The sequence below is a fragment of the Haladaptatus paucihalophilus DX253 genome (assembly GCF_000376445.1).
Lineage (GTDB): Archaea > Halobacteriota > Halobacteria > Halobacteriales > Haladaptataceae > Haladaptatus > Haladaptatus paucihalophilus.
The window spans coordinates 2,666,748-2,686,575 of record NZ_AQXI01000001.1 but is presented as its reverse complement, the minus strand read 5'-3'; the positions used below and the strand labels follow the sequence as shown (position 1 = coordinate 2,686,575).

Below are 19,828 nucleotides of genomic sequence, written 5' to 3'. Positions count from 1 at the left end.
AGTCACGCCGTTTGACATCCATGTTACCACTTGGCATTTGTCATTAATTACCAGGCGTGCCTACTATATAAACAAAACTGACAATATATTACAAATCAGAAGAGGGAAATGGAACATATTTCTGAATACGTTATCGAATGCGGAAATTTACACTAACATATCCTCAGATTTGAAAAACGCATCGAAAACCGAATCGACGGCGCGGTGACGGCGTACGGAATCATCGACCGGTGTTTGGAGCAGACGCCGGTCACCGTTTCGCGGACGTCGTCGATACCCGTTATCGAACGGAGTGCACCGAGAGGAACCGTCACCGCTCCGCCCGCGAACCGCTTTCCGCGCTCGCTCCCGTCCACCGTGTAGCCGAGTCGAACCGGGAAGGTTAGTTCCTGCGTCGTCGCCTCGTCCTCGAACTCGCTGGGCGTCGTCGCCGCGATGTCCTTCGCGTACAGGACGCTCGGCGGCATCGAACTCGCGCGCTTCGTTCGCGTGGCCTCGTTCTCGATTCGCGGCGTCTCGACCGATTCGACGTAGACGTCCGCCCCGTCGAGAAGCGACGCCCGCGAAGCGGACCCGGCGGCGACGTCCAGATGGCGGGCGTGAATCCGCGGCGGCCGTTCGTAACCGACGCTCGGAACCACGGACCCCATCGGGACCGTCTCTTCCTCGATGGCGGACACCGTATCGTGGAGGAAGTTCCGGACGATACCGTCGGACACCAACGTCACCGGCGTCGTCGGTTTTCCCTCCGCGTCGTATCCCAACGCCGCCCACGACCCGGCGTGAACGCAATCCTCGACGTCGAGTCCCGGCGGGCCGAATCGGTCACCGACGGAGAAGGGACTCGACCCGAGATACGCCGCGTCCATCTCCAGATAGTGCGCGACGTGGTGGAACAACGCCGCCGCCGCCCGCGGGCCGAACACGACGTCCGCGTCGCCGTCGCCTCCGATACTCGTCGTCTCAGCGTCGTCGAGCGGGGGATACCCCTTCCGCTCCCGAACCGACGCCGCCAGTTCGTCGAAGTGGCCGGGAAGCGCGTCGAAGAACGCGGGTCCGGTGGTCGTTCCGAAGTGACGCTGGACCTTCTCCGCGTTCGCGGGCGCGACGACCGTTTCGACTGACGCCCGTTCGAGCGACGTTCGGACCGTCGTCCCGGTCGTCGTCAACAGGACCGACGACAACCGCTCGTCGCGGTACGAGACGGCCGCGCGGTCCAGCGCGAGGCCGTCCATCGACTCCGCGAACGCCGACCTGACGGCCGTGAGTTTTTCGGTCGCCGCGGAGTCGGACAGCGATCCGCCGACCGTCCATCCCGGGTGAACCGCCTGATGGACCGTCCCCGGGTCGTATTTGGCGGGGACGCGCTGGTCCAAGACGCGGGCCGACCGAATCGACCGCTCCATCAGGTCTTCCAGATGGGATTCCGAAAACGACGTCGTGAACCGATAGTCAGCGCTTCCCTCCACGAACACGCGCCACCAGATGCCCTCGTTCGAGAGGTCATCGGCGGAGCGAACCTCGGCCGGAGTCGCCGACCCAGTAGTCTGCGTTCTGTCGAGATATCCCACTTCCGCGACGGCCACTTCGTCGTCGGAATCGAACCGCGAGAGAATCCACTCCGCGACGTCGAGTTCGTCCCCCAAATCGGGTCCGTCCTCCGTCTCGTCCATACCACCTCCTTCGCGGGGGACTCCTAAAATCCGACCCACGAGTGCACGGATTTCTTCGAACCAAACGTACATCACACCCGGAACCAATCGTAAACCCTACCACGTAAAATGACAACACTACCCACGACAATCGTTGGCGATGCGTACACGAGCACGCGGCACTGGGACCTCCTCTGTAACCTCGTCGACCTCGACAATCGGATGGCCGGACAGGACGGAGAGGCGGAAGGGGCGGAACTCGTACAGGAAGCGTTCGAAGCGAACGGCCTCCGCGATGCGACCATCTCCGAGTTCGAGATTCCCGGTTGGTGGCGCGAGTCGAGCGCACTGACCGTCGAACACGACCGGACGCACGAGTTCGACGCGCAACACGAAACCGTCGCCCTACCCGGAACGCCGAGCGGCGACGTGGAGGCGGAACTGGTCGACGTCGGCTACGGACTTCCGGAGGACTTCGAGGCGGCCGACGTCGAGGGCAAACTCGTCATGGCGTCGAGCATGACCCCGGACGACTACGGCCGCTGGATTCACCGTGCGGAGAAGTACGGTGCCGCGGCGCGGGGCGGCGCGGTCGGCTTCCTCTTTCGCAACCACTTGGAGGGGAACCTCCCGCCGACGGGAAGCATCGGGAAGGAAGACGGCCCCGGCGACATCCCCGCCGTCGGCGTCTCGAAGGAAGTCGGCGACAGACTCGTCCGATACTGCGGCAGCGGCGAGACGACCGCGCGACTCGCGGTGAACTGCCGGAACGAACCGACGAACTCGCGCAACATCGAGGCCGTCGTCGGTCCTGACACCGACGAGGAAGTGCTCGTCACCGCGCATGTCGATGCCCACGACGTCGGCGAAGGCGCGAATGACAACGGCGTCGGGACGGTGCTCGTCGCCGAAATCGGCCGCCTGCTGGTCGAGATGGAAGACGCCCTCGAAACGCGGGTCCGCTGTCTCGTCTTCGGTGCCGAGGAGGTCGGCCTGTTCGGCGCGTACCACTGGGCCGAGACGCACGACATGGACGCGGTGAAGTGCATCTTCAACATGGACGGCGCGGGATACTCGCGCACCGCCGACGTGTACACGCACGGATTCGACCCGATGGGCGAGGCGTTCGCAGAGGTGCGCGACGAACTCGACGTCCCGGTCGAAATCCACGACGGCATCCGCCCGCACAGCGACCACTGGCCGTTCGTCCAGAAGGGCGTCGCGGGCATGCAGGGCCGGTCGATAGCGGGCGAAAGCGGGCGCGGCTGGGGGCACACCCACGGGGATACGCTCGACAAACTAGACGTCCGCGACCTCCGTGACCTCTCCGTCGTCTTCACGGCGGCCGTGCTCAAACTCGCGGAGGAAGACCGGGACATCCCGCACAAGTCGGTCGCGGACGTCCGCGACGCGACGGTCGAACAGGGATTCGAAGCCGGGATGCGAAACTCCGGCAGTTGGCCGTTCGACGACGCTGCAACGGCGGACGCGGAACCAGCGGCGGAGGCGGACCGATGACGGTTCGACTCGACTACGAACCGTACGACCTCGGCGGGATGACGTGGGAGGACGCCGAGGAGGCGATTCCCGACGCCGATTTCGTCGTCCTCCCGACCGGAAGCGTCGAACAACACTCCCTCCACCTCCCGGTGACGGTGGACACGCTCCGTGCCGAATCCCTCTCGCGGGAACTCGTCGAGGCGGCACCGGACCGCGACCTGTCGATGGTTCGACTGCCGACCCTGCCCTACGGCTACTCCGAACACCACATGAACTACGCCGGGACCGTCACGCTGTCGAGCGACACCTACCAGCGCGTCATCGAGGACATCGGCGAATCCATCGCGGAACACGGGGCCGAGCGACTCGCCATCGTCAACTGCCACGGCGGGAACAACGCGCCGCTCACGCTCGCCGCGGACAGGATTCAGCGCGACCACGGCGTCAAAACGTCGCTCGTCCACTGGACGAATTTCGCACGGGACCGGTTGGAAGAGCGGTTCGGCGACGAGTGGGGCCACGCGGGCGACCACGAGACGAGCGTCATCGAACTGTTCTATCCCGACCTCGTGAAGACCGAGAAGAAAGAGCCACAGGTTCGAAAGGCACGGTTCGAGGCGCGCAAGTACACCTACTTCGACGACATCACGGAGCAGGGCGGACGCGGCGACCCGACCCAATCGGACCCCGAGTTCCTCGAAGAGGTCGTCGCCGAGACGACCGACATCATCCTCTCGGCGCTGAAATCGGACATCGAACAGGAGTAGTGCGGGCCGCTACGGGTCCAGTTGGTCGCCCAATCCCCACTCCTCGGCCCGCCGCTCGGCCTCTCGTTTCGCCTGCTTCCGAATGGCCGCGATTTTCTCCTCGTCTTCGAGGAACGCTTCCACGGCGCTGGTCGGGGTCGTTTCCGTGTCGGACGTCGGTCGTTCCGGCGCACGCGCCCGCGTTCTCGCGGCCAGTTGCGGGTCGCCCGCCAGCCGTTCGGCGGGCATTCCCGGCGGAATCGTCCGGTCGTCCGCTCCATGGGTCGTCTCGCGTTCGTCCACGGGTTGTCGATAGAGTTCGACGCTGTACGGTCCGGGAACGGCGAGGTCGGCGACGGCCGCCGGTCCGCCGCGGCCCGTCCCGGTGTGATGGGCTTGCACGGGGATGCCGTCCTCGAAGGTCAGCACGCCGTACCCGTCCGCGTCGAGGAGGAGCGAGTCTTGGGGTTTGAAGACGGCGTGACCGGTGAGGTCGCGTTCCAGCGCGGTGGCGAGCGCTGTCGACGGGTCGCTGACGACGCGGGAACGGACCAGTTCGCCGTGCGGGGACGTCATGGTGCGTCGGGGATGACCGCACTGCGGAAGCGTTTGGCGACGCGTTCCGACTCGCCGGTCCGAACGTCGAGGGTTGTGGCGGCATCGCGGTAGGCGCTCGCGGCCGCGCTCTCGGGCGCGTGCGCGAGGAGCGGTTTTCCCGCCCGACGGGCCGCCCGCGCCGCGTGGTCGTCGGGGACCGCCGCGAGCGTCGGCCCGTCGAAATACCGCTCGCTCTTGTCCGCTATCGGACGCACGTCCTCGTCGTCGTGAACCTTGTTGAACAGCACCCCCGCGGTTCCGGTGCCGTACGAGCGAGCGTACTCTTGGACCTTCAGCCCGTCGCTCAGGGAGGGTATCGTGGGTTGGAGGACGACGACGATTCGGTCGGCGAGGACGATGGGGAGAATCGCGCTCTTGCTTCCGAGCGCGGCGGGCGAGTCGAGCAAGAGCACGTCCGTCTCCGCGGCCAGCGTCGCCACGACGTCCTGTAACCGGTCCGGGTCGGCACGCTCGAACGCGGCAAGGCTCGTTCCACAGGGGACGACGCGCATCCCGAACCGTTCGTAGACGGCCTCTTCGACCGACGCGTCGCTGTCCCCGATGAGCAAGTCGTGGAGCGTCGTCTCCGCGTCGGTCAGTCCCGTGTGAAACAGGAGGTTCGCCATGCCAGTGTCGGCATCGACGACCGTCACGTCGTACTCCTCGGCCAGCGCCATCCCGAGGGAGAGCGTGCTCGTGGTCTTGCCGGTGCCACCTTTCCCGCTCGCGACCGCAAACGCCTCGACCATCGTTTTAGACTCCGGTCGTCATCAGTTAAAAATACAGGTATTTCCACGACGGATAGAGGAACGGCGAGAGAAAGACACTGATGAAAGCGGGGGACGCGCCGATTCAACGGAGAAACCGACGCACGAAACCGTCAGAGGAGACCAAACAAAAGGTGCGACCGGTCAGGTGTGGCGAAGTATCCCGACCGGTAGGCAGTGACAGGATGCGTGCCGACACGGCCGCCGATACGAACGGTGTGTCGCAGTTTGACGTACTCCGGTACTGGTTGAGTGGCGGTGACCAGCGGAGAGTGGCGTGCGTTTGTACCGGCGATTCGTGCACTTCTCACGCATCCAAGGGGTGATACAGACCACATTGTCTAAAAATTTTCCATTCATTTGGCCGTATGTTAACCTCTTTCTTTTTCAAACGAACTTCGACACTGTTTTCAAACAAACATGGAATAGCATACCATATGCGTCCCTCCGAGGCCGACCTCACCGCACCTCCCCTCGCACAGGTGTTCACCTATCCGGCGCGAATGAAGTTTCTCGCGGTACTCGCGGACGACCCGAACGAGAGTTTCAGCGCGACGGAGTTGGTAGACCACGCCGGAACCGCCCCGAGCACGTGGACGGCCCACCGGGACGACCTCCTCGAACTCGAACTGGTGAAAACGGTAGAGACGGGGGGTTCACACCCCGAATATACGCTCGCCACGACGACGCACGCCCGACTGCTTCAGCGACTGTCCGACGAACTCGACGACGTAATCCACGAACTCAAAGATCCCATTTCGGACGCTATCGATGGATTCTCCCAATGAGAATCCGCAAAACAAATTAATGCATTTTTATTATAATAATTGTAATTAATATTTGTTATGTATTATTAAAAAAATTATAATTCATATCGAAAGCACGGTTTGCACGTGATGTCGCAAAAAGACGCGGTACGTGGAAAACTGGCAGATCACCCCCGATTGCTCGGCGTCCTGTTCACCCTCAGCTTGCTGGTGCTGCAGTTCGGAACGGTACTCGCGGGGAGTGGGGCAAACTCCGGGCCGTAACTATTCGATTTCGGACAGACACAGCTCGTCGCTCCACCGCAGTTCCCCGTTGGCTTCTATCGGTATGAGCTGGTCGGAGAACTCCGCACGGAGTTCCTCCTCGGTCAGCGCGAGCGTCGTCACCGGCGAGGTGCTAAGAAACCGTTGATGGGACCAACTGGGGTGGAAATTGGTGTGAGAGCCGAACCCGAACAGGTCAGTCGGATACATGCTGACCTCGACTTCGAATCGGTTCTCCCCAACCCGTTCGATTTTCAAGTGTTGCGGACTTCCTCGCTCGCTCTGGACGAGCGACAAGCCGCCGTCGCCCAAGACGGTGTACTGATAGCCGTGTGCCGAGTGTCGCTGTGCGATCGACAGCGCCGGTCGAAGCGGGAACCCGCAATTGAGGAGACGGGCCAGCGTCCGTCCGAGCTCCGTCGCCATCGGATTCCCGACCGGCGAGAGCGTCACGACACCGCCGCGGCTTCCCTTCGTGATCAGTTCGCGTCCCTGTTCGTAGGATTGGCAGGCGTTCAGGAGAAACGCGGAGACGCCGACTTCGGAGATTGATTTCACGTCGAGCGACCCGTCGGCACACAGGATACCGTTCTCATCGACGTGGCCGATGTAGTGGATGAAGTCCGCCGGTTTCGCTAACAGGTCGGTAAGCTCGTCGCGCGACAGGTCGTAGTGGGCGGTCACGTCGAAATCGAGCAGGTCGCGCAAGCCGTACAGTTCTCGAACGACGTCTTCCTCCCGCATGTGCTCGTCGTTGCAGACGACGTGAATGTCGATAGTTTCGTTCGACGGGCGACGGTCGATACGCTGTCGAAGCGCGCTCACGTCGAGTTTGTTGACCGTGAGCGGATACCCCGGACCGGCCCACGCCTGCCCGATCACGTTCGGCATCGGGTCCACCTGAAACACGTCCCGACCGTCTACGGTGTCCCATCCGCTCGCTCCGCGAACCAAGACCTCCGACGAGGGCGCACGGAAGAACTCCGACTGTGCGTCGGACATCGGTTTGACCGTCTTCGAGGTCGGTTTGTCGGGAATGCGAACGAGCGCGAGGTCACGAGCGATGTGCGGCATGTACTCGGCGTTTTGGATCGTCGGCGTTAGGTCAACGCCCAACCGCCAATTCGGGATGTGCGGTTCGAGCGTTTCGAACGGAACGGACAGGTAAACCGCGAGACGCTCCGGGAGCGGCGTTTCGTACAGGTCGGCGAAATCGAGGTCCACCAGCGGTTCGACCCGCTCGCGCTCGTGCAGTTCGACCTTGTAGTAGCCCTCCGTCCGCGTGAGACAGTCGAGAAAGAACGTCTGTCTGAGGACGCGGTTGACCGTTTCGACGTACCCGCCGGGTCCGTCGAGCGACCGCTCGAACGACCCCGCGACGAGACGCGGGTCGTGCCCCGGAACGACCGTCGCACCGAGATAGTACGCGAGCGAGACGACGGGGAAGACGTGTTCGCGGTCGGGTGGAACGACCAGTTCGACGTCCGTCGCCGCCGGTCCGAGTCCGTTCGGCACGGAAAACGTCTCACCTCGTTCGACGAGCGGTGGATGGCCGCGGAGCGTCGGAAACGACCGTTCCGGCGAGAGCGTCTTCAGCGCCGACCCGAACAGCGAGACGGCGCGCATCACGTCACGAACGTCGTCCGTGACGGTTATCGTCCCCGCCGGGCGGTCGTGAAAGGAGCGCGCGCCGACGCGAACCGCCGTCGTCGCGTCGAACGAAAAGCGGACGGTATCGTCGCCGTGCTCGATGGTCATTCGTCCGTCCACGAGGAAGTAGAGCTTCATCGGTGCCGTACTCACCTCGACGAGATACGCGTCCGAACCGAGGGTTCGGTCCCGTTCGTCCGACGTCTCGACCATCATCGTCCCGTCCTGTTGACGAACCGTGATGGGCACGGCTTTCGGGACTTCGAGCATCGGCGTCACGATTTCGACGGCGGCATCGACCGGAAAGTAAAACGGCGACGTATCGACCGGCGTCGGGTCTACGGACGCGGACGTAAACAGCGCGAACCGAACGTTCTCGATGGGGTCGTAGATGTCGAGTCCGTCGTGTTCCGCGTGCCGCCGAAACTCCATGGTAACAGTAGTATGGTCAGCTATGATAATTCTACCCAGTGGGTAGTCTCACCGAGTTCCGGGACGTGCCACCGTTGTTCGGCCCATCCCGGTCGCTTCCGAAGTTCGATACGGGCGTCGAACAGCGGCGATAGTTCCTCCACCAACGGGTCATCATCCGGGACGCGAAGGTGATAGTGTGCCATTCCGTGAACGCCGCGAACGAGGGCGGTAAGCCCCCGGAGGAACTGTCCGACCGAAACGAGGTCGTCGTTCACCTCCAACAGCTCGACCGAATCGACACCGAGGCGCAACTCGGCGGGTTCGAAGCCGCCGTTTCGCTCCTCGTGGACGCCGATGGCGGAGACGATCTCCGAGCGAAACGTCTGGCGGTCGATCATCGGACGGTGGACGTTCGAACAGGTCGCCGTCGTCCCGCGGTCGTTCGGCCGTCGGTCGATGATCTGCGTCCCCGGACTGTCGGGCGAACCCGGGAGATACGACTCGGCGGCGGGCGTCGCCGGATTGAGGAGTCCGAGGATGCGCGTTCGTCTCCCCTGTCCGAAGAGCGTCCGGCTAAACTCGGCGCTGGTGGTTTCGGGAACCTCGCCCGTGACGAGCAAGTTACTGCCACTGACTTTCAACCCGGAAAGCCACTCCCTGAACGTCACGTCCCGGACGGAGGAACCCTCGCCCGACTCGTTTCGAAACCTGAGGCGAGAAACCATTAGTAAGGAGAAAGTCAGATGTTGAAATAAAATTTCTGGAGCTCGGTCAGCTCTGCCGGAAAACAAATATGATCTCTGATACGTTCGGCGAACCGTATAAGTCGCTCGCGGGCGTTCATTCGTCGGTGTCCGCGCCGGAACCCATCGCCATCGAGGAGTTGACCAAGTATTACGGAGACGTTCGCGGCGTCGAGGACCTGACGTTCGCCGTCGAATCGGGCGAGATATTCGGCTTTCTCGGGCCGAACGGGGCGGGAAAATCGACCGCGATTCGACTCCTGCTCGGCCTGCTGAAGCCGACGAGCGGGACCGCGCAGGTTCTCGGACACACAATCACCGAGCGAACGCGAAGCGTGGAAGGCCGAATCGGCTACGTCCCCGGCGACGCGACTGTCTACGAGAACGTCACCGGAGCGGAGTTGCTCGATTACTTCGCCACGCTGTCCGGCGACGAGCGCCGCGAGGAGTTGCTCGACCGGTTTCCGGTCCCCATCGACCGAGCCGTGAAAAACTACTCCCGCGGGAACCGACAGAAACTCGCGCTCGTGCAGGCGTTCATGCACGACCCGGACCTCCTCATCATGGACGAACCGACGGCGGGACTCGACCCGCTCGCACAGAACGCCCTGTACGAACTGTTGCTCGCGGAGCGCGACCGCGGCGTCACGGTGCTGTTCTCGACGCACGTCCTCAGCGAGGTTCGAAAGGTGTGTGACCGCGTGGGAATCATCCGCGACGGGCGACTCGTCGCGCTGGAGAACATCGGCGAACTGCTGGCCAAAAGCGGCAAAATCGTGCGCCTCGACCTCGCGGAGGACCCGCCGCCGGACGACCTGTTGTTCGACGGGGCGCTAAGCAGCGACCTCGACCCGGACGGCTACTACCGGCTGGTCGTCACCGAGAACTTCGACGGTCTCGTGGACGTGCTCGACCGCTACTCGGTTCTGGATTTGGAGGTCGAGGAGACCTCGCTCGAAGACGTGTTCATGGAGTTTTACGGGGGAACGTGAAGGAGCCATGCAAATCCGAATGGGGAGAAGACCGGCGCGATGTTCGAGATAACGAACTTCGAGATGGGGCGGCGCGTCCGCGGAACGCTGTTGCTGTCGGGGTCGCTCATCGCCTTCGTCGTGCTCACCATCGCGCTGTTCCCGTCGATTCAGCAGTCCGGCGTCAACCTCGATGCGTACATCCAGAACTTGCCGGAGGAGGCGCGCCGCGCGTTCATCGGCGACGTCGATAGCATCACGACCATCGACGGCTACCTCGCCTCGCAGTTCTATCAAATCGCGTGGCTCCTCGGTCTCGGAATCTACTACGCGTACGCCGGTGCTTCGAGCGTCGCAAAGGAGATGGAGAACGGCACGCTCGAACTGGTGCTCGCCCACCCGGTCACGCGAACCCGCCTCGTCATGGGAAAGTACCTCGCGCTCATTCCGAGCATGCTCGCCGTCAACGCGTTCACCTTCCTCTCGGTGTACGTCAGCGTCGAGTTCATCGGCGAGTTCCTCGACCCCGGATACCTGCTCGCCCTGCACGCCTACTCCATCGTCTACTTCCTCGCGTGCGCGAGCCTCGGAATGGTCGCCTCGGTGCGATTCGACACGGCACGCCGCGCCCGGACGGTCGGCGTCGGCGCGATATTCGGAATGTTCCTCGTCGATACCGTCACCTTCGGGACGGATTACGAATGGATCGGAGATTTCGCGTTCACCCGCTACTTCGACGTGGGGAAGATACTGACCGACGGAACCGTGTCCGCCGACGATTTCGCGGTGCTCGCCGTCGCCGCCGTCGCCCTGCTCGTCGTGAGCGCGGAGCTGTTCGAACGGCGGGACGTGTGACCGGACTACCGCCGCCAGAGCCACCACGCGACGCCGAGAAGCAGGACGACGACGGCGGCCGCGACCGACAGCACGGACGACCCGACGCCGGACTGGCGTCGAATCGTCACCGGAACCGCGTACGGTCCCGCCTCTCGACGGTCGCCGTTCGGCGTCTCGTAGGTGAGGACGACGGCGACGGGATGCCGGTCGGGAATCGCGTCGCCGCTCACCGTCAACTGGAACGACGCCGACATCGAGTTGTTGGGGCCGAGCACGCCGATGTACGACTCGCTGTCGTCGCTCGACAGGGGGTCCGAAACCAACAGTTTCGCCGTCACGTTCGAGAGCCGTTCTCCCGCGTTGTTCCGCACCCGCACCCGAAGCGTCCCGCTCGAATCCACGGTGAAGTTCGCGTCCGTCGCGGTGACGACGAACGGCTCACGTCGCTGTTCGACACGCACCGGCATCGAAATCGGGTCGCTCACGCGCCGCTCGCCGCTCCCGTCGCGGTAGGTGACCCTGGCGGTGAAGTCCCGAGGACCGGGGTTCGTGGCGTTCGTCGCGTCCACCTCGAATCGGAACCGCCGCGAGCTGTTGTTCCGGAGGGTACCGAGCGGGAACCGGGTTTCCTCGGGGCGCAACGCGGTACCGTTCGACGGCTGAAAGACGAGCGTCGCGTCCTCGACGGTCCGCGCACCGGTGTTCACGACCCGGCCCGTAACCGCACCCGTGTCGCCGACGCGGACCGTGCTCGTCACGTTCCGGAGTGCGAACGACGGTTTGCCCTCGGGTCGGATGCCGATGAACAGCGGGTCCGAAACTCGACGCTGGCCGGTCCTGCTCTCGTACGCGACGCGAACCTGCGCCGTGACGTTGCGCGCGGTGTCCGGGCCGACCTGCAACGGGAATTCGACGTACTTCGTGTCGCCGCGCAACCACTCGCCGACCGAGGTTTGGGCCGTCGTGGCGTTGTTCCCGAACCGGATGCCCGAATCGGTCGAATTGACCACGACGCTGGAATCGAACGCGCCGACCGTTCCGGCGTTCCGAACTGCAAGCGAGAGCGTCCCCGTCCCGCCCGCGCTGGCGTTGACCGTCGTGTTCACGACGCGAAACCGCGGCCGTCGCTCGACCCGAACGGTGACGTACCGGACGACGGTTTCCCCCCCGGACGCCGCGTCGTAGCTGACCCGAACCGGCAGCGTGTACTCCCCCGGCGTCGCCTGCTCGCCGACGCGAATCCGAACCGAAACCGGCCGCTGCGCTCCGGGCGGAACCGTCCCGACCGGAGCGCGGTTCGTCAACACCCGAACCGGGGCGTTTTGGTCCCCGACTTCGACCGTCGCGGCGTTGACCGGTTCCGTTCCGTCGTTCGTCACGACGAGTTTCAGTTGCGTCTCCTCGCCCGGTGCCAGCCTGTCGTCCGGCGCGAACACGTCGATACCGGACTGCTCCGCGGCCTGTTTGCTCACCACTCCCCCACCAACTAGCGTGGCGCACACGAGAACCGCGGCTACCACACCCCCCACGCGCATACCCCCTCTACGATGGTATCTGACAAATCAATGCTGGTGACCAACGCGAGCGGTTGTTCACCCGAAATTCGACAGTCCGACGTTTAGTAGGTTACAGTGTGATTTAGTAGCTTTCAGTGTGAAATAGTTCCCACAATCGACTTTTCGGAAGATTCGCTTCGGGGGCGATGGAGTTTTCGAACGCCACGTCAGCGCGCGCCGCGGCAGAAGACAGGTTCGTGATACGGACCAAGCGTCCCCGGCGCGTGCGCCAGCAGTCCCGAGGCCAGCGAGGTTTCTCTGAAACCTCGGAAGTGAGCGGCAACGCCGCGAGCCGTCGGGCCGAGGGACTAGCTGGTTATCACGCGAGGGATGACTGAGCGAATGCGAAGGAATCGGTTGGGGAGGGTGTGGCGTGCGAGGGTTCGGAGAACCCTCGAAAACGAACGGCAACGCCGTGAGCACGCGGTGCGGTTGCGGTTTCAGTGACGTCTGTCGTTGCAGTCACAGAAGAGCAGTCACAGAAGAGCAGTCACAGAGGAACCAACGACACAACGACAACTCGTAACGAGCGGGCGGGAGCGTTCGAGGACGAACCTCCCTGTCGTCGTTCCGAGAACGAAACCGAACCCGTCTCAAAAGAGTCGCCTCACTTCCGGATTCCGCCTCACCACCGGATATCGCTTCACCACCGGATGATGTTGGATTCCAAGTCGCGGGGGAAGTAGGTCAGCATCTCCGTGCCGGTTTCGGTGACGGCGACGGTATCCGAGTGGCGGTAGCCGTACGTATCGGTGTACAGGCCGGGTTCGATGGTGTAAACGTGGCCGGGTTCCATCTCGGCGTCGCCCTCGTCCACGTGGTCCGACCAGCCGCGGTCGATGTACGGCGGTTCATGGCCGCCCATGCCGATGTTGTGGCCGACGTGGTGCTGGGCGAGGTCGGCGACGCCTTGCTCCTCGAAGTAGTCGGACACGAGTTCGTCAACGTATGACAGCGGGACGCCCGGGCCGAGGGCGTCGATGGCGATGGTCTGGGATTCGAGCATCAACTCGAAGTAGTGTTCCTGTTCGTCGGTCGGGTCGCCGACGAACATCGTCCGCTCCAGTTCGGAGTGATAGCCATCGACGTTCGCGGCGGCACCGGTGATGAGGACGTCGCCCTCCTCGATTCGGCGGTTCGCGGTGTGGCCGTGGGGAAGCGCGGTCTGCGGACCGGTGATGTAGCCCGCGAAGGCCGGGCCGTCCCCGCGCGTTCGGGGGACGTACTGGTCCCCGAGCGTGTCGAGCATGGCGCGGGAGGCGTCCGTCGATGCCCGCTGGCTGACGGTGGCCGGGTGGGCACCGGGTTCGGTGTAGTCCGCGAGGTACTGATGGGCGAGGTTGCCCCACTTGGCGGACTCGCGGATGCAGTCGATTTCGGCGTCGGACTTCGCCCAGCGCATTCGGTCCACCCAGCTCTGCATTTCGACGCCGACGAACTCCGAGAGAGGGGGGCCGTCGTAGCCCATGACGCCCGGCGCGCCGTCGGCGTCCGTCACGACCGACTCGGCGTTGAGTTCCGAGAGCATCTCGGCGGCCACGGCAATGGGCTTACCGCCGGGATAATCGAAGTAGTGGTGTACCGCGTCGATACGAGGGTTGGGCTGCACGCGCTCGACTTCGAGACGCGGCACGGTGATTTCGACGCGCTCGTCCGTGACGGCGAGAACGACCGGGCGCTCGGTCTGAATGTGGTCGAAGCCGGTGAGGTATTCGATGCTCGTCGCGCCGAACCAGACGCCGGCATCCGCGCCGCTGTCGCGTATCTTCTCGCGGACGGCGGCGAGACGGGTTTCGAACTCGGACTCGGGTAGCCGTGTCGACATGGCAGTTCGTTCACGGGAGCGGTGTAAAAGCGTTGACCTGCCGGAAAGGCGTCCCAAATCGGACCGACCCATGGAAACGCTTCGTTTCCGTTCCGGTATCGTCGGCCTAGCCCCGTTTCAGGGAGGACGATTTACCATCCGGGGTAGCTGCGTATGTCGAACGATTCCCTCCGAGCTCGCATCGAGACTGAGTAAACGCCGTAAATCCCACCGACAGGCCGCAAAGCGAACGATAAACGATCTGTACCCGAACTGTATTACGAGTTCTTCCTCCTTCAACGACATAAATAATACCCGACACCTAATCGAATATTTTCAATTATTCGTAGTTATTGAACCCCGCTGAACGTACGGCTTCGACCCCGCTCGTCGAATGGGTAAACGAGTTTCGTGGCGAGTGCTCACTCGTTTGACGTAGGGCACGAAAAGTCGGAACGTGGTCATCCTCCTCGATTGAACGCCGGAAGACACTCCCACGCCGACTTGCTACGCTTTACGGGCAGTGACTTCCAGGCTCAAATCGTGTCGGTTGGGCGTTCTCGGATCCGACGGCTCACGCTGTTCGAGTCGGATTCAGAGAAGTCCGCCCTCCCCGATTTGAACGGGGGACAAGTCGATCTACAGTCGACTGCTCTACCAATCTGAGCTAAGGGCGGGCACGCACTTTCACCTATCCCGGTCACGGACTTAAGAATTATTATTCTGGCTGGCGTTCTTTCCAGACGGAAAGGTTCAAGTATGATAGACCCAGTGTTTCGGGAAACAGACGAATTCGGGTGAAAAACATGAGTAAAATTACATTCCGGGCGGACGACGACCTCGTGGAAGGCATCGAATCGCTCGACGCCTCGAAGAGCGAGGTGATGCGCGAGGCGCTCCGGGCCTATTTGGAAACACCCGACACGAACGACGAGCGGAGTCTCGATGCCGTCGTGGCCGAGCGCGTCGATGAACTCGTCGACCGACGGCTCGCCGAGACGACCGCCCGAACGAACGAAACCGGACGGGACATCAACGTCAACGTCACCCTCGACGGTGCGGGGGCGGTGCACACGCGCGAAGATGCCCAGACGCAAACGCAGGGCGACCGAACGCGAACGGACGAACCGACGCGTCGGACGACCGCCGACGCGAAGCAGACGGAAAACAGCTGCCACCAGTGCGGCGAACAACTCGACTCCGGACACGTTTACTGTCCGAACTGCGGCGAGAAAGCGACTCACCGCGTGTTCTGTGACTGTGGCGACGAACTCAGGTCCGACTGGGCGTTCTGCCCCGGCTGTGGGCGACGAACGCCGTCGGCGGACGTTTTAGACTCGTCGTAAAACGATTGTTTTACAGCCGCCGTTAATTATATATGCTGTGGCTATGTGGATACTTCTACGTAAGACGATTGTCTTACGCCATCCCGAAAACGGCCGATGCCGGGTGTCTCGGCCGCTGTAATGGCGTAAGACGGACAAAATAAAACACTGCGTGTCGTCTTACCAAACAAGGGGAACCTACTATGGAGCGCGTGACACTACGAATCCCAAAGCAGCAAATCGAAGAAGTCGAACAGATGGTCGAAACCGGCGAGTTCCCGAATCGGAGCGAAGCGATTCGGGCCGCGGTTCGAGACATGCTCAACGAGCATGACGAAGCCGCCGAGACCACGAACAAGCGCACGTGGGCAAAGGTATAAGCGATGCAGGATATCGTTCAAGAAGCGCTGGAAAACGCCGAAAGCGAACAGCGCGAGATGGAGGCGGCGACGGCAGACGACGAGTTCGGCGACCCGCGAATCGTCATCGTCGGCTGTGGTGGTGCGGGCAACAACACCATCAACCGCCTGTACAACATCGGCGTCGACGGGGCCGACACGGTTGCCATCAACACGGACAAACAGCACTTGAAGATGATCGAAGCCGACACGAAAATCCTCGTCGGCAAATCCCTCACGTCCGGTCTCGGCGCAGGCGGCGACCCCTCGATGGGGGAGCGCGCGACCGAAATGGCGCAGGGAACGGTCAAGGAAGTGCTCGGCGACGCGGACCTCGTGTTCGTGACCGCGGGCATGGGCGGCGGAACCGGGACCGGCGCGGCACCCGTCGTCGCCAAAATCGCCAAAGAGCAGGGTGCAATCGTCGTCGGAATGGTCTCCACGCCGTTCAACGTCGAGCGTGCCCGCACGGTGAAAGCCGAGGAAGGACTGGAGAAACTCCGTAACGAAGCGGATTCCATCATCGTCCTCGACAACAACCGCCTGCTCGATTACGTCCCGAACCTGCCCATCGGCAAGGCGTTCTCGGTCATGGACCAAATCATCGCCGAGACCGTCAAGGGCATCTCGGAGACGATTACCCAACCGTCGCTCATCAACCTCGACTACGCCGACATGTCCACTATCATGAATCAGGGCGGCGTCGCCGTGATGCTCGTCGGCGAGACGCAGGACAAGAACAAGAGCGAAGAAGTGGTCCGCGACGCGATGAACCACCCGCTCCTCGACGTGGATTACCGTGGGGCATCCGGCGGTCTCGTCCACATCACGGGCGGTCCCGACTTGACGCTCAAAGAGGCCGAAGGAATCGCGGGCAACATCACGGAGCGCCTCGAAGCCAACGCCAACGTCATCTGGGGCGCGCGGATTCAGGAGAACTACAAGAACAAGGTTCGCGTCATGGCCATCATGACCGGCGTCAAGAGCGCGCAGGTGCTCGGCCCGACGACGCAGAAGCAGGCCGACCGCTCCCGACAGAAGATGCGCGACGTGGACGCGCAGTCCTACGACGCGAGCAACAGAGCCGAACAGAGTAGCGGTACGTTCGGCGCCCAGAGCGACGGCGGCCGAAGCGAACTGGAGAAAAACAACGGTCTCGACGTCATCCGGTAATCTACCGCTCTCGTCTTCCGCTCTCGTCTTCCGCTCTCGTCTTCCGTTCTCGTCTTCCGCTCTCGTCTTCCGTTCTCGTCTTTCGTTTTTTCGTATCCCTGCCTCACTCCAGCGCGACCAACTGGTACGTCTCTTCGCCGGTTTGTGCGACGACGTAGAGCGCGCCGTCGTTCAGCACGGGACCGAACCTGACGGGACCGGAAAACGACTTCTCGAACCGTCGCGCCGGTCCGTCTCCCGAGAGCAACCCGGACGACGGCGTGGGGTCGAAGGCGAACAGTTTCTCCCCGCCGACGAAGAGCGTATCGCGGACGAGGGCCGGAGCGGTCCGACGCCAGTCGCCCGTGTCTTCCGTCCACAGTTGCTCGCCGGTTGCCGGGTCGATGGCGTGTAGCCCTTTCGTCCCGGCGGCGTAGAGGTTTGCTTTCACCGCGAGTCCGCCGTTCGCCCACCCGGTTTCGACGCTCCAATCGATGTCCAACCGCGGTTCGGTCTCGGTTCTGATGCCGTAGGTCTTCCTGTCGAGACAGTTGACGTAGATGCCGTCGGTGTCGATGGTCGGCGGCGCTTGGGGTTGCGAGGGGAGGCCCCACTCGCCCCACCCGGTTCCGTCTGGTCCGAGCACGTATATCTTTCCGGCCTCGGTCGCCAGCGTGACCCCCCGAGAACCACACGGCGACGAGCCGAGGAGGGTACCGAACAGGCGGCGAGACCAATCGGTCTCGCCCGTTTTCGAATCGACGCGATACACCATCTCGCCGACCGGAACGTACAGCCGGTCCCCGCCGTACGTCGATGGTGCCGCCACGGTTCCGTCGGCGTCGAACGTCCGTTCCCATTTCGTCGTCCCGGTTTTCGCGTCGAGCGCGCGAAGCCGATTGCTCGCCCCGACGTACACCGTCCCGTCGCGGACGAGCGGCGCGGTTTCGGCTTCGTCCTCGTCGGTGGCCCACAGCATCGACCCGTCCCGTGCGTCGTACGCTTCGAGTCGGTTCGGAACCGGGAGGAACACTCGCCCGTCGGACGCCACCGGAGGGTGAAACAGCAGTTGTGGTGCATCGACGCGCCAGCGCTCGGTGACGCCATCGACGGGGGCGTTCCCGTCCGCGACGGTGCGGGTGTTGCTTGCGTTACAGCCGAAACTCGACCACTCGCCGTTCGCGCCGTCGATGTGTTCTTCGGGGTCGGGCGATTCGTCCGCGCCCGCTTTCGGGGGGTCGTCGGCCGTCGTCGCACAACCGGCGAGCGCGGCCGTCGCGCCGAGGGCGAGAAACCGTCGTCGGGAGGGCATGCCTGCCGTGTCGAATCAGCGAGTAATAAGTCTTCTTCGCTGTCGTGATTCGTGCGAACCGAACTACGCCTCCGCCCTCCGCTCTACGCCCTCCGCCCTACGCCGCGTGAATCGCGTCCACGAGCGAGCACTTCCGACACACGTCTCGCGTCGTCGCCGCGCCACAGCGTTCGCATTCGTTGAGTTCTCGTTTGCCGTCACCGGCACCGAACTCGTCGGCCGCGAGCTTGGCGAGCTCCTCGTACCCGGCCATGATGGAGTGACGCGTTCCGGGGTGATTTTCCTCCAGCGACAGCATCAACTGCTGAATCTCGGCGCGATAGGCCTCGCTGGAGTGGGGACACTCCGTGATGTGTGCGGGAAGGTCTTCGAGGTGCGCGTACAGCGCGACCTCCTTTTCGGGAACGTCGCGGAGGGGTTTCGCCCGGGGGACGAACTCGTCTTGGTCGGACCGCTCGTCGAACCCGGCCAGACTCGCGTCGAAGTGTTTCGCCACTTGAGCGACATCGCCTTCGAGGAAGTTCATCAGCGCCGTTTCCGCCTCGTCGTCCAGATTGTGCCCGGTGAGGAGTTTGTTCGCGCCGTACTCCTCCGCGTACTTCGAGAGCAGGTCGCGGCGGAAGACGCCGCAGTACGCACAGGCGGCCATGTTCTCGGGGTCCTTTCCCACCACGTCGTCCATGCGCAGGTCGAACTCTTCCTCGTAGCTGACGACCTCGTGTCGGATGTCGAGGTCGTCGGTGAGTTCGAGGCAGGCGTCCAGACTCTTGTCTCGATAGCCCTCGATACCCTCGTGAATCGTCAGCGCGACGAGTTCGATTCGCGGGTCCTCCGCGAACGTGTCGTGGAGGATTTTCGTGAGCACGACGCTATCTTTCCCGCCCGAAAGGCCGATGAGCCAGACTTGCGGGTCGTCCGGCGTCGCGGACGCGGGCAGTAGGTTATCGTCTCGGATTCGGCGTCGAAGTCGCTTCTCGACCGACCGACAGAAGTGGTCGTCGCAGAGATGCAGCCCCGAATAGGCCGCGTGCATGACGGCCTCCCGTTCGCACTTATCGCAGTCCATTACGTGTCGGTTGCGTCGCGGGCCGTTTCACGGTTTCGCTCCGGTATAAATCGGATGGTGCGATAGCAAATGCGGTCGCGGCGATGTGACGGTCACGAAACCGGAGGGCAAAACAAGCAAGTGAGTGCGAATCAAAACGGTTAGTCAACGCCACGGGGACGGGCGGGAGCGAACTCCGACATGGGGTGTCGGCCGGTTGAGCGAATCGACCATTGCGGACGGGAGATACCAGACACCACCCGTCGTATCTCTCCCCTGAGAACTGATAAGTTGCCGTCGTACGACGATAGTTTCGGGCAACAGGAGT

18 protein-coding genes and 1 tRNA gene are annotated in these 19,828 nt (G+C 63.0%); 9 read left to right on the top strand and 10 right to left on the bottom strand.

Annotation, left to right across the window (positions count from 1 at the left end; all coding sequences use genetic code 11):
* Positions 1-152: 152 nt before the first annotated feature.
* Complete coding sequence (locus B208_RS0114900) at positions 153-1,673, bottom strand: metallopeptidase TldD-related protein (protein ID WP_232423809.1); 1,521 nt, start codon at positions 1,671-1,673, stop codon at positions 153-155.
* Positions 1,674-1,781: 108 nt separating this feature from the next.
* Here B208_RS0114900 and B208_RS0114895 point away from each other — a divergent pair, with 108 nt between their 5' ends.
* Both B208_RS0114895 and B208_RS0114890 read left to right on the top strand, forming a co-directional pair.
* Positions 1,782-3,170 (top strand): M28 family metallopeptidase, encoded by a 1,389-nt coding sequence (locus tag B208_RS0114895; protein WP_007982056.1) that lies wholly within the window; start codon positions 1,782-1,784, stop codon positions 3,168-3,170.
* Positions 3,167-3,919, top strand: a complete 753-nt coding sequence (locus B208_RS0114890) for a creatininase family protein (protein WP_007982057.1) — start codon at positions 3,167-3,169, stop codon at positions 3,917-3,919. Before B208_RS0114895 ends, B208_RS0114890 begins: the two co-directional genes overlap by 4 nt.
* 9 nt (positions 3,920-3,928) lie before the next feature.
* On the opposite strand, the gene B208_RS0114885 is transcribed toward B208_RS0114890, so the two are convergent.
* Complete coding sequence (locus B208_RS0114885; protein WP_007982058.1) at positions 3,929-4,474, bottom strand: hypothetical protein; 546 nt, start codon at positions 4,472-4,474, stop codon at positions 3,929-3,931.
* Positions 4,471-5,244, bottom strand: coding sequence for a nucleotide-binding protein (locus B208_RS0114880; protein WP_018128953.1), 774 nt, complete (start codon positions 5,242-5,244; stop codon positions 4,471-4,473). The genes B208_RS0114885 and B208_RS0114880 overlap by 4 nt, the downstream gene beginning before the upstream one ends.
* A gap of 455 nt (positions 5,245-5,699) precedes the next feature.
* Here B208_RS0114880 and B208_RS0114875 point away from each other — a divergent pair, with 455 nt between their 5' ends.
* Together B208_RS0114875 and B208_RS24950 are read left to right on the top strand one after the other, a co-directional pair.
* Positions 5,700-6,050: a hypothetical protein gene (locus B208_RS0114875; RefSeq protein ID WP_007982503.1), complete on the top strand. Its 351-nt coding sequence runs from the start codon at positions 5,700-5,702 to the stop codon at positions 6,048-6,050.
* 108 nt (positions 6,051-6,158) lie between these two features.
* The gene (locus tag B208_RS24950) at positions 6,159-6,293 is read left to right on the top strand and encodes a DUF7503 family protein (RefSeq protein ID WP_007982500.1); all 135 of its coding nucleotides are present in this window, start codon (positions 6,159-6,161) and stop codon (positions 6,291-6,293) included.
* On the opposite strand, the gene B208_RS0114865 is transcribed toward B208_RS24950, so the two are convergent.
* The gene (locus B208_RS0114865; protein WP_007982498.1) at positions 6,294-8,375 is read right to left on the bottom strand and encodes a caspase family protein; all 2,082 of its coding nucleotides are present in this window, start codon (positions 8,373-8,375) and stop codon (positions 6,294-6,296) included.
* Between the two features lie 20 nt (positions 8,376-8,395).
* On the bottom strand, positions 8,396-9,082 hold the full coding sequence (locus B208_RS0114860) for a DUF7504 family protein (protein WP_007982496.1): 687 nt from the start codon (positions 9,080-9,082) through the stop codon (positions 8,396-8,398).
* Between the two features lie 68 nt (positions 9,083-9,150).
* Here B208_RS0114860 and B208_RS0114855 point away from each other — a divergent pair, with 68 nt between their 5' ends.
* Together B208_RS0114855 and B208_RS0114850 are read left to right on the top strand one after the other, a co-directional pair.
* On the top strand, positions 9,151-10,092 hold the full coding sequence (locus B208_RS0114855) for an ABC transporter ATP-binding protein (RefSeq protein WP_007982494.1): 942 nt from the start codon (positions 9,151-9,153) through the stop codon (positions 10,090-10,092).
* 39 nt (positions 10,093-10,131) lie between these two features.
* Positions 10,132-10,926, top strand: a complete 795-nt coding sequence (locus B208_RS0114850; RefSeq protein ID WP_007982492.1) for an ABC transporter permease — start codon at positions 10,132-10,134, stop codon at positions 10,924-10,926.
* Positions 10,927-10,931: 5 nt separating this feature from the next.
* Here B208_RS0114850 and B208_RS0114845 read toward each other — a convergent pair whose 3' ends face one another.
* From B208_RS0114845 to B208_RS0114835, 3 genes are all read right to left on the bottom strand, one after another.
* Positions 10,932-12,380 carry a COG1361 S-layer family protein gene (locus B208_RS0114845; protein ID WP_232423808.1) on the bottom strand — a complete coding sequence of 483 codons (1,449 nt, stop codon included), beginning with the start codon at positions 12,378-12,380 and terminating at the stop codon, positions 10,932-10,934.
* Between the two features lie 727 nt (positions 12,381-13,107).
* Positions 13,108-14,289, bottom strand: coding sequence for a M24 family metallopeptidase (locus tag B208_RS0114840; protein ID WP_007982489.1), 1,182 nt, complete (start codon positions 14,287-14,289; stop codon positions 13,108-13,110).
* A 582-nt stretch (positions 14,290-14,871) separates the two neighbouring features.
* Positions 14,872-14,945, bottom strand: a tRNA-Tyr gene (locus B208_RS0114835).
* Between the two features lie 129 nt (positions 14,946-15,074).
* Here B208_RS0114835 and B208_RS0114830 point away from each other — a divergent pair.
* The 3 genes from B208_RS0114830 (at position 15,075) to ftsZ (ending at position 17,164) form a co-directional block, all read left to right on the top strand.
* Positions 15,075-15,614 (top strand): double zinc ribbon domain-containing protein, encoded by a 540-nt coding sequence (locus tag B208_RS0114830; RefSeq protein WP_007982488.1) that lies wholly within the window; start codon positions 15,075-15,077, stop codon positions 15,612-15,614.
* Between the two features lie 182 nt (positions 15,615-15,796).
* Positions 15,797-15,973, top strand: a complete 177-nt coding sequence (locus B208_RS0114825) for a ribbon-helix-helix domain-containing protein (protein WP_007982487.1) — start codon at positions 15,797-15,799, stop codon at positions 15,971-15,973.
* A gap of 3 nt (positions 15,974-15,976) precedes the next feature.
* Positions 15,977-17,164 (top strand): cell division protein FtsZ, encoded by a 1,188-nt coding sequence (gene ftsZ / locus B208_RS0114820; protein WP_007982486.1) that lies wholly within the window; start codon positions 15,977-15,979, stop codon positions 17,162-17,164.
* A 103-nt stretch (positions 17,165-17,267) separates the two neighbouring features.
* On the opposite strand, the gene B208_RS0114815 is transcribed toward ftsZ, so the two are convergent.
* Together B208_RS0114815 and ncsA are read right to left on the bottom strand one after the other, a co-directional pair.
* On the bottom strand, positions 17,268-18,455 hold the full coding sequence (locus tag B208_RS0114815) for an outer membrane protein assembly factor BamB family protein (protein WP_007982485.1): 1,188 nt from the start codon (positions 18,453-18,455) through the stop codon (positions 17,268-17,270).
* A 97-nt stretch (positions 18,456-18,552) separates the two neighbouring features.
* On the bottom strand, positions 18,553-19,521 hold the full coding sequence (gene ncsA / locus B208_RS0114810) for a tRNA 2-thiolation protein NcsA (RefSeq protein ID WP_007982484.1): 969 nt from the start codon (positions 19,519-19,521) through the stop codon (positions 18,553-18,555).
* Positions 19,522-19,828: the final 307 nt, after the last annotated feature.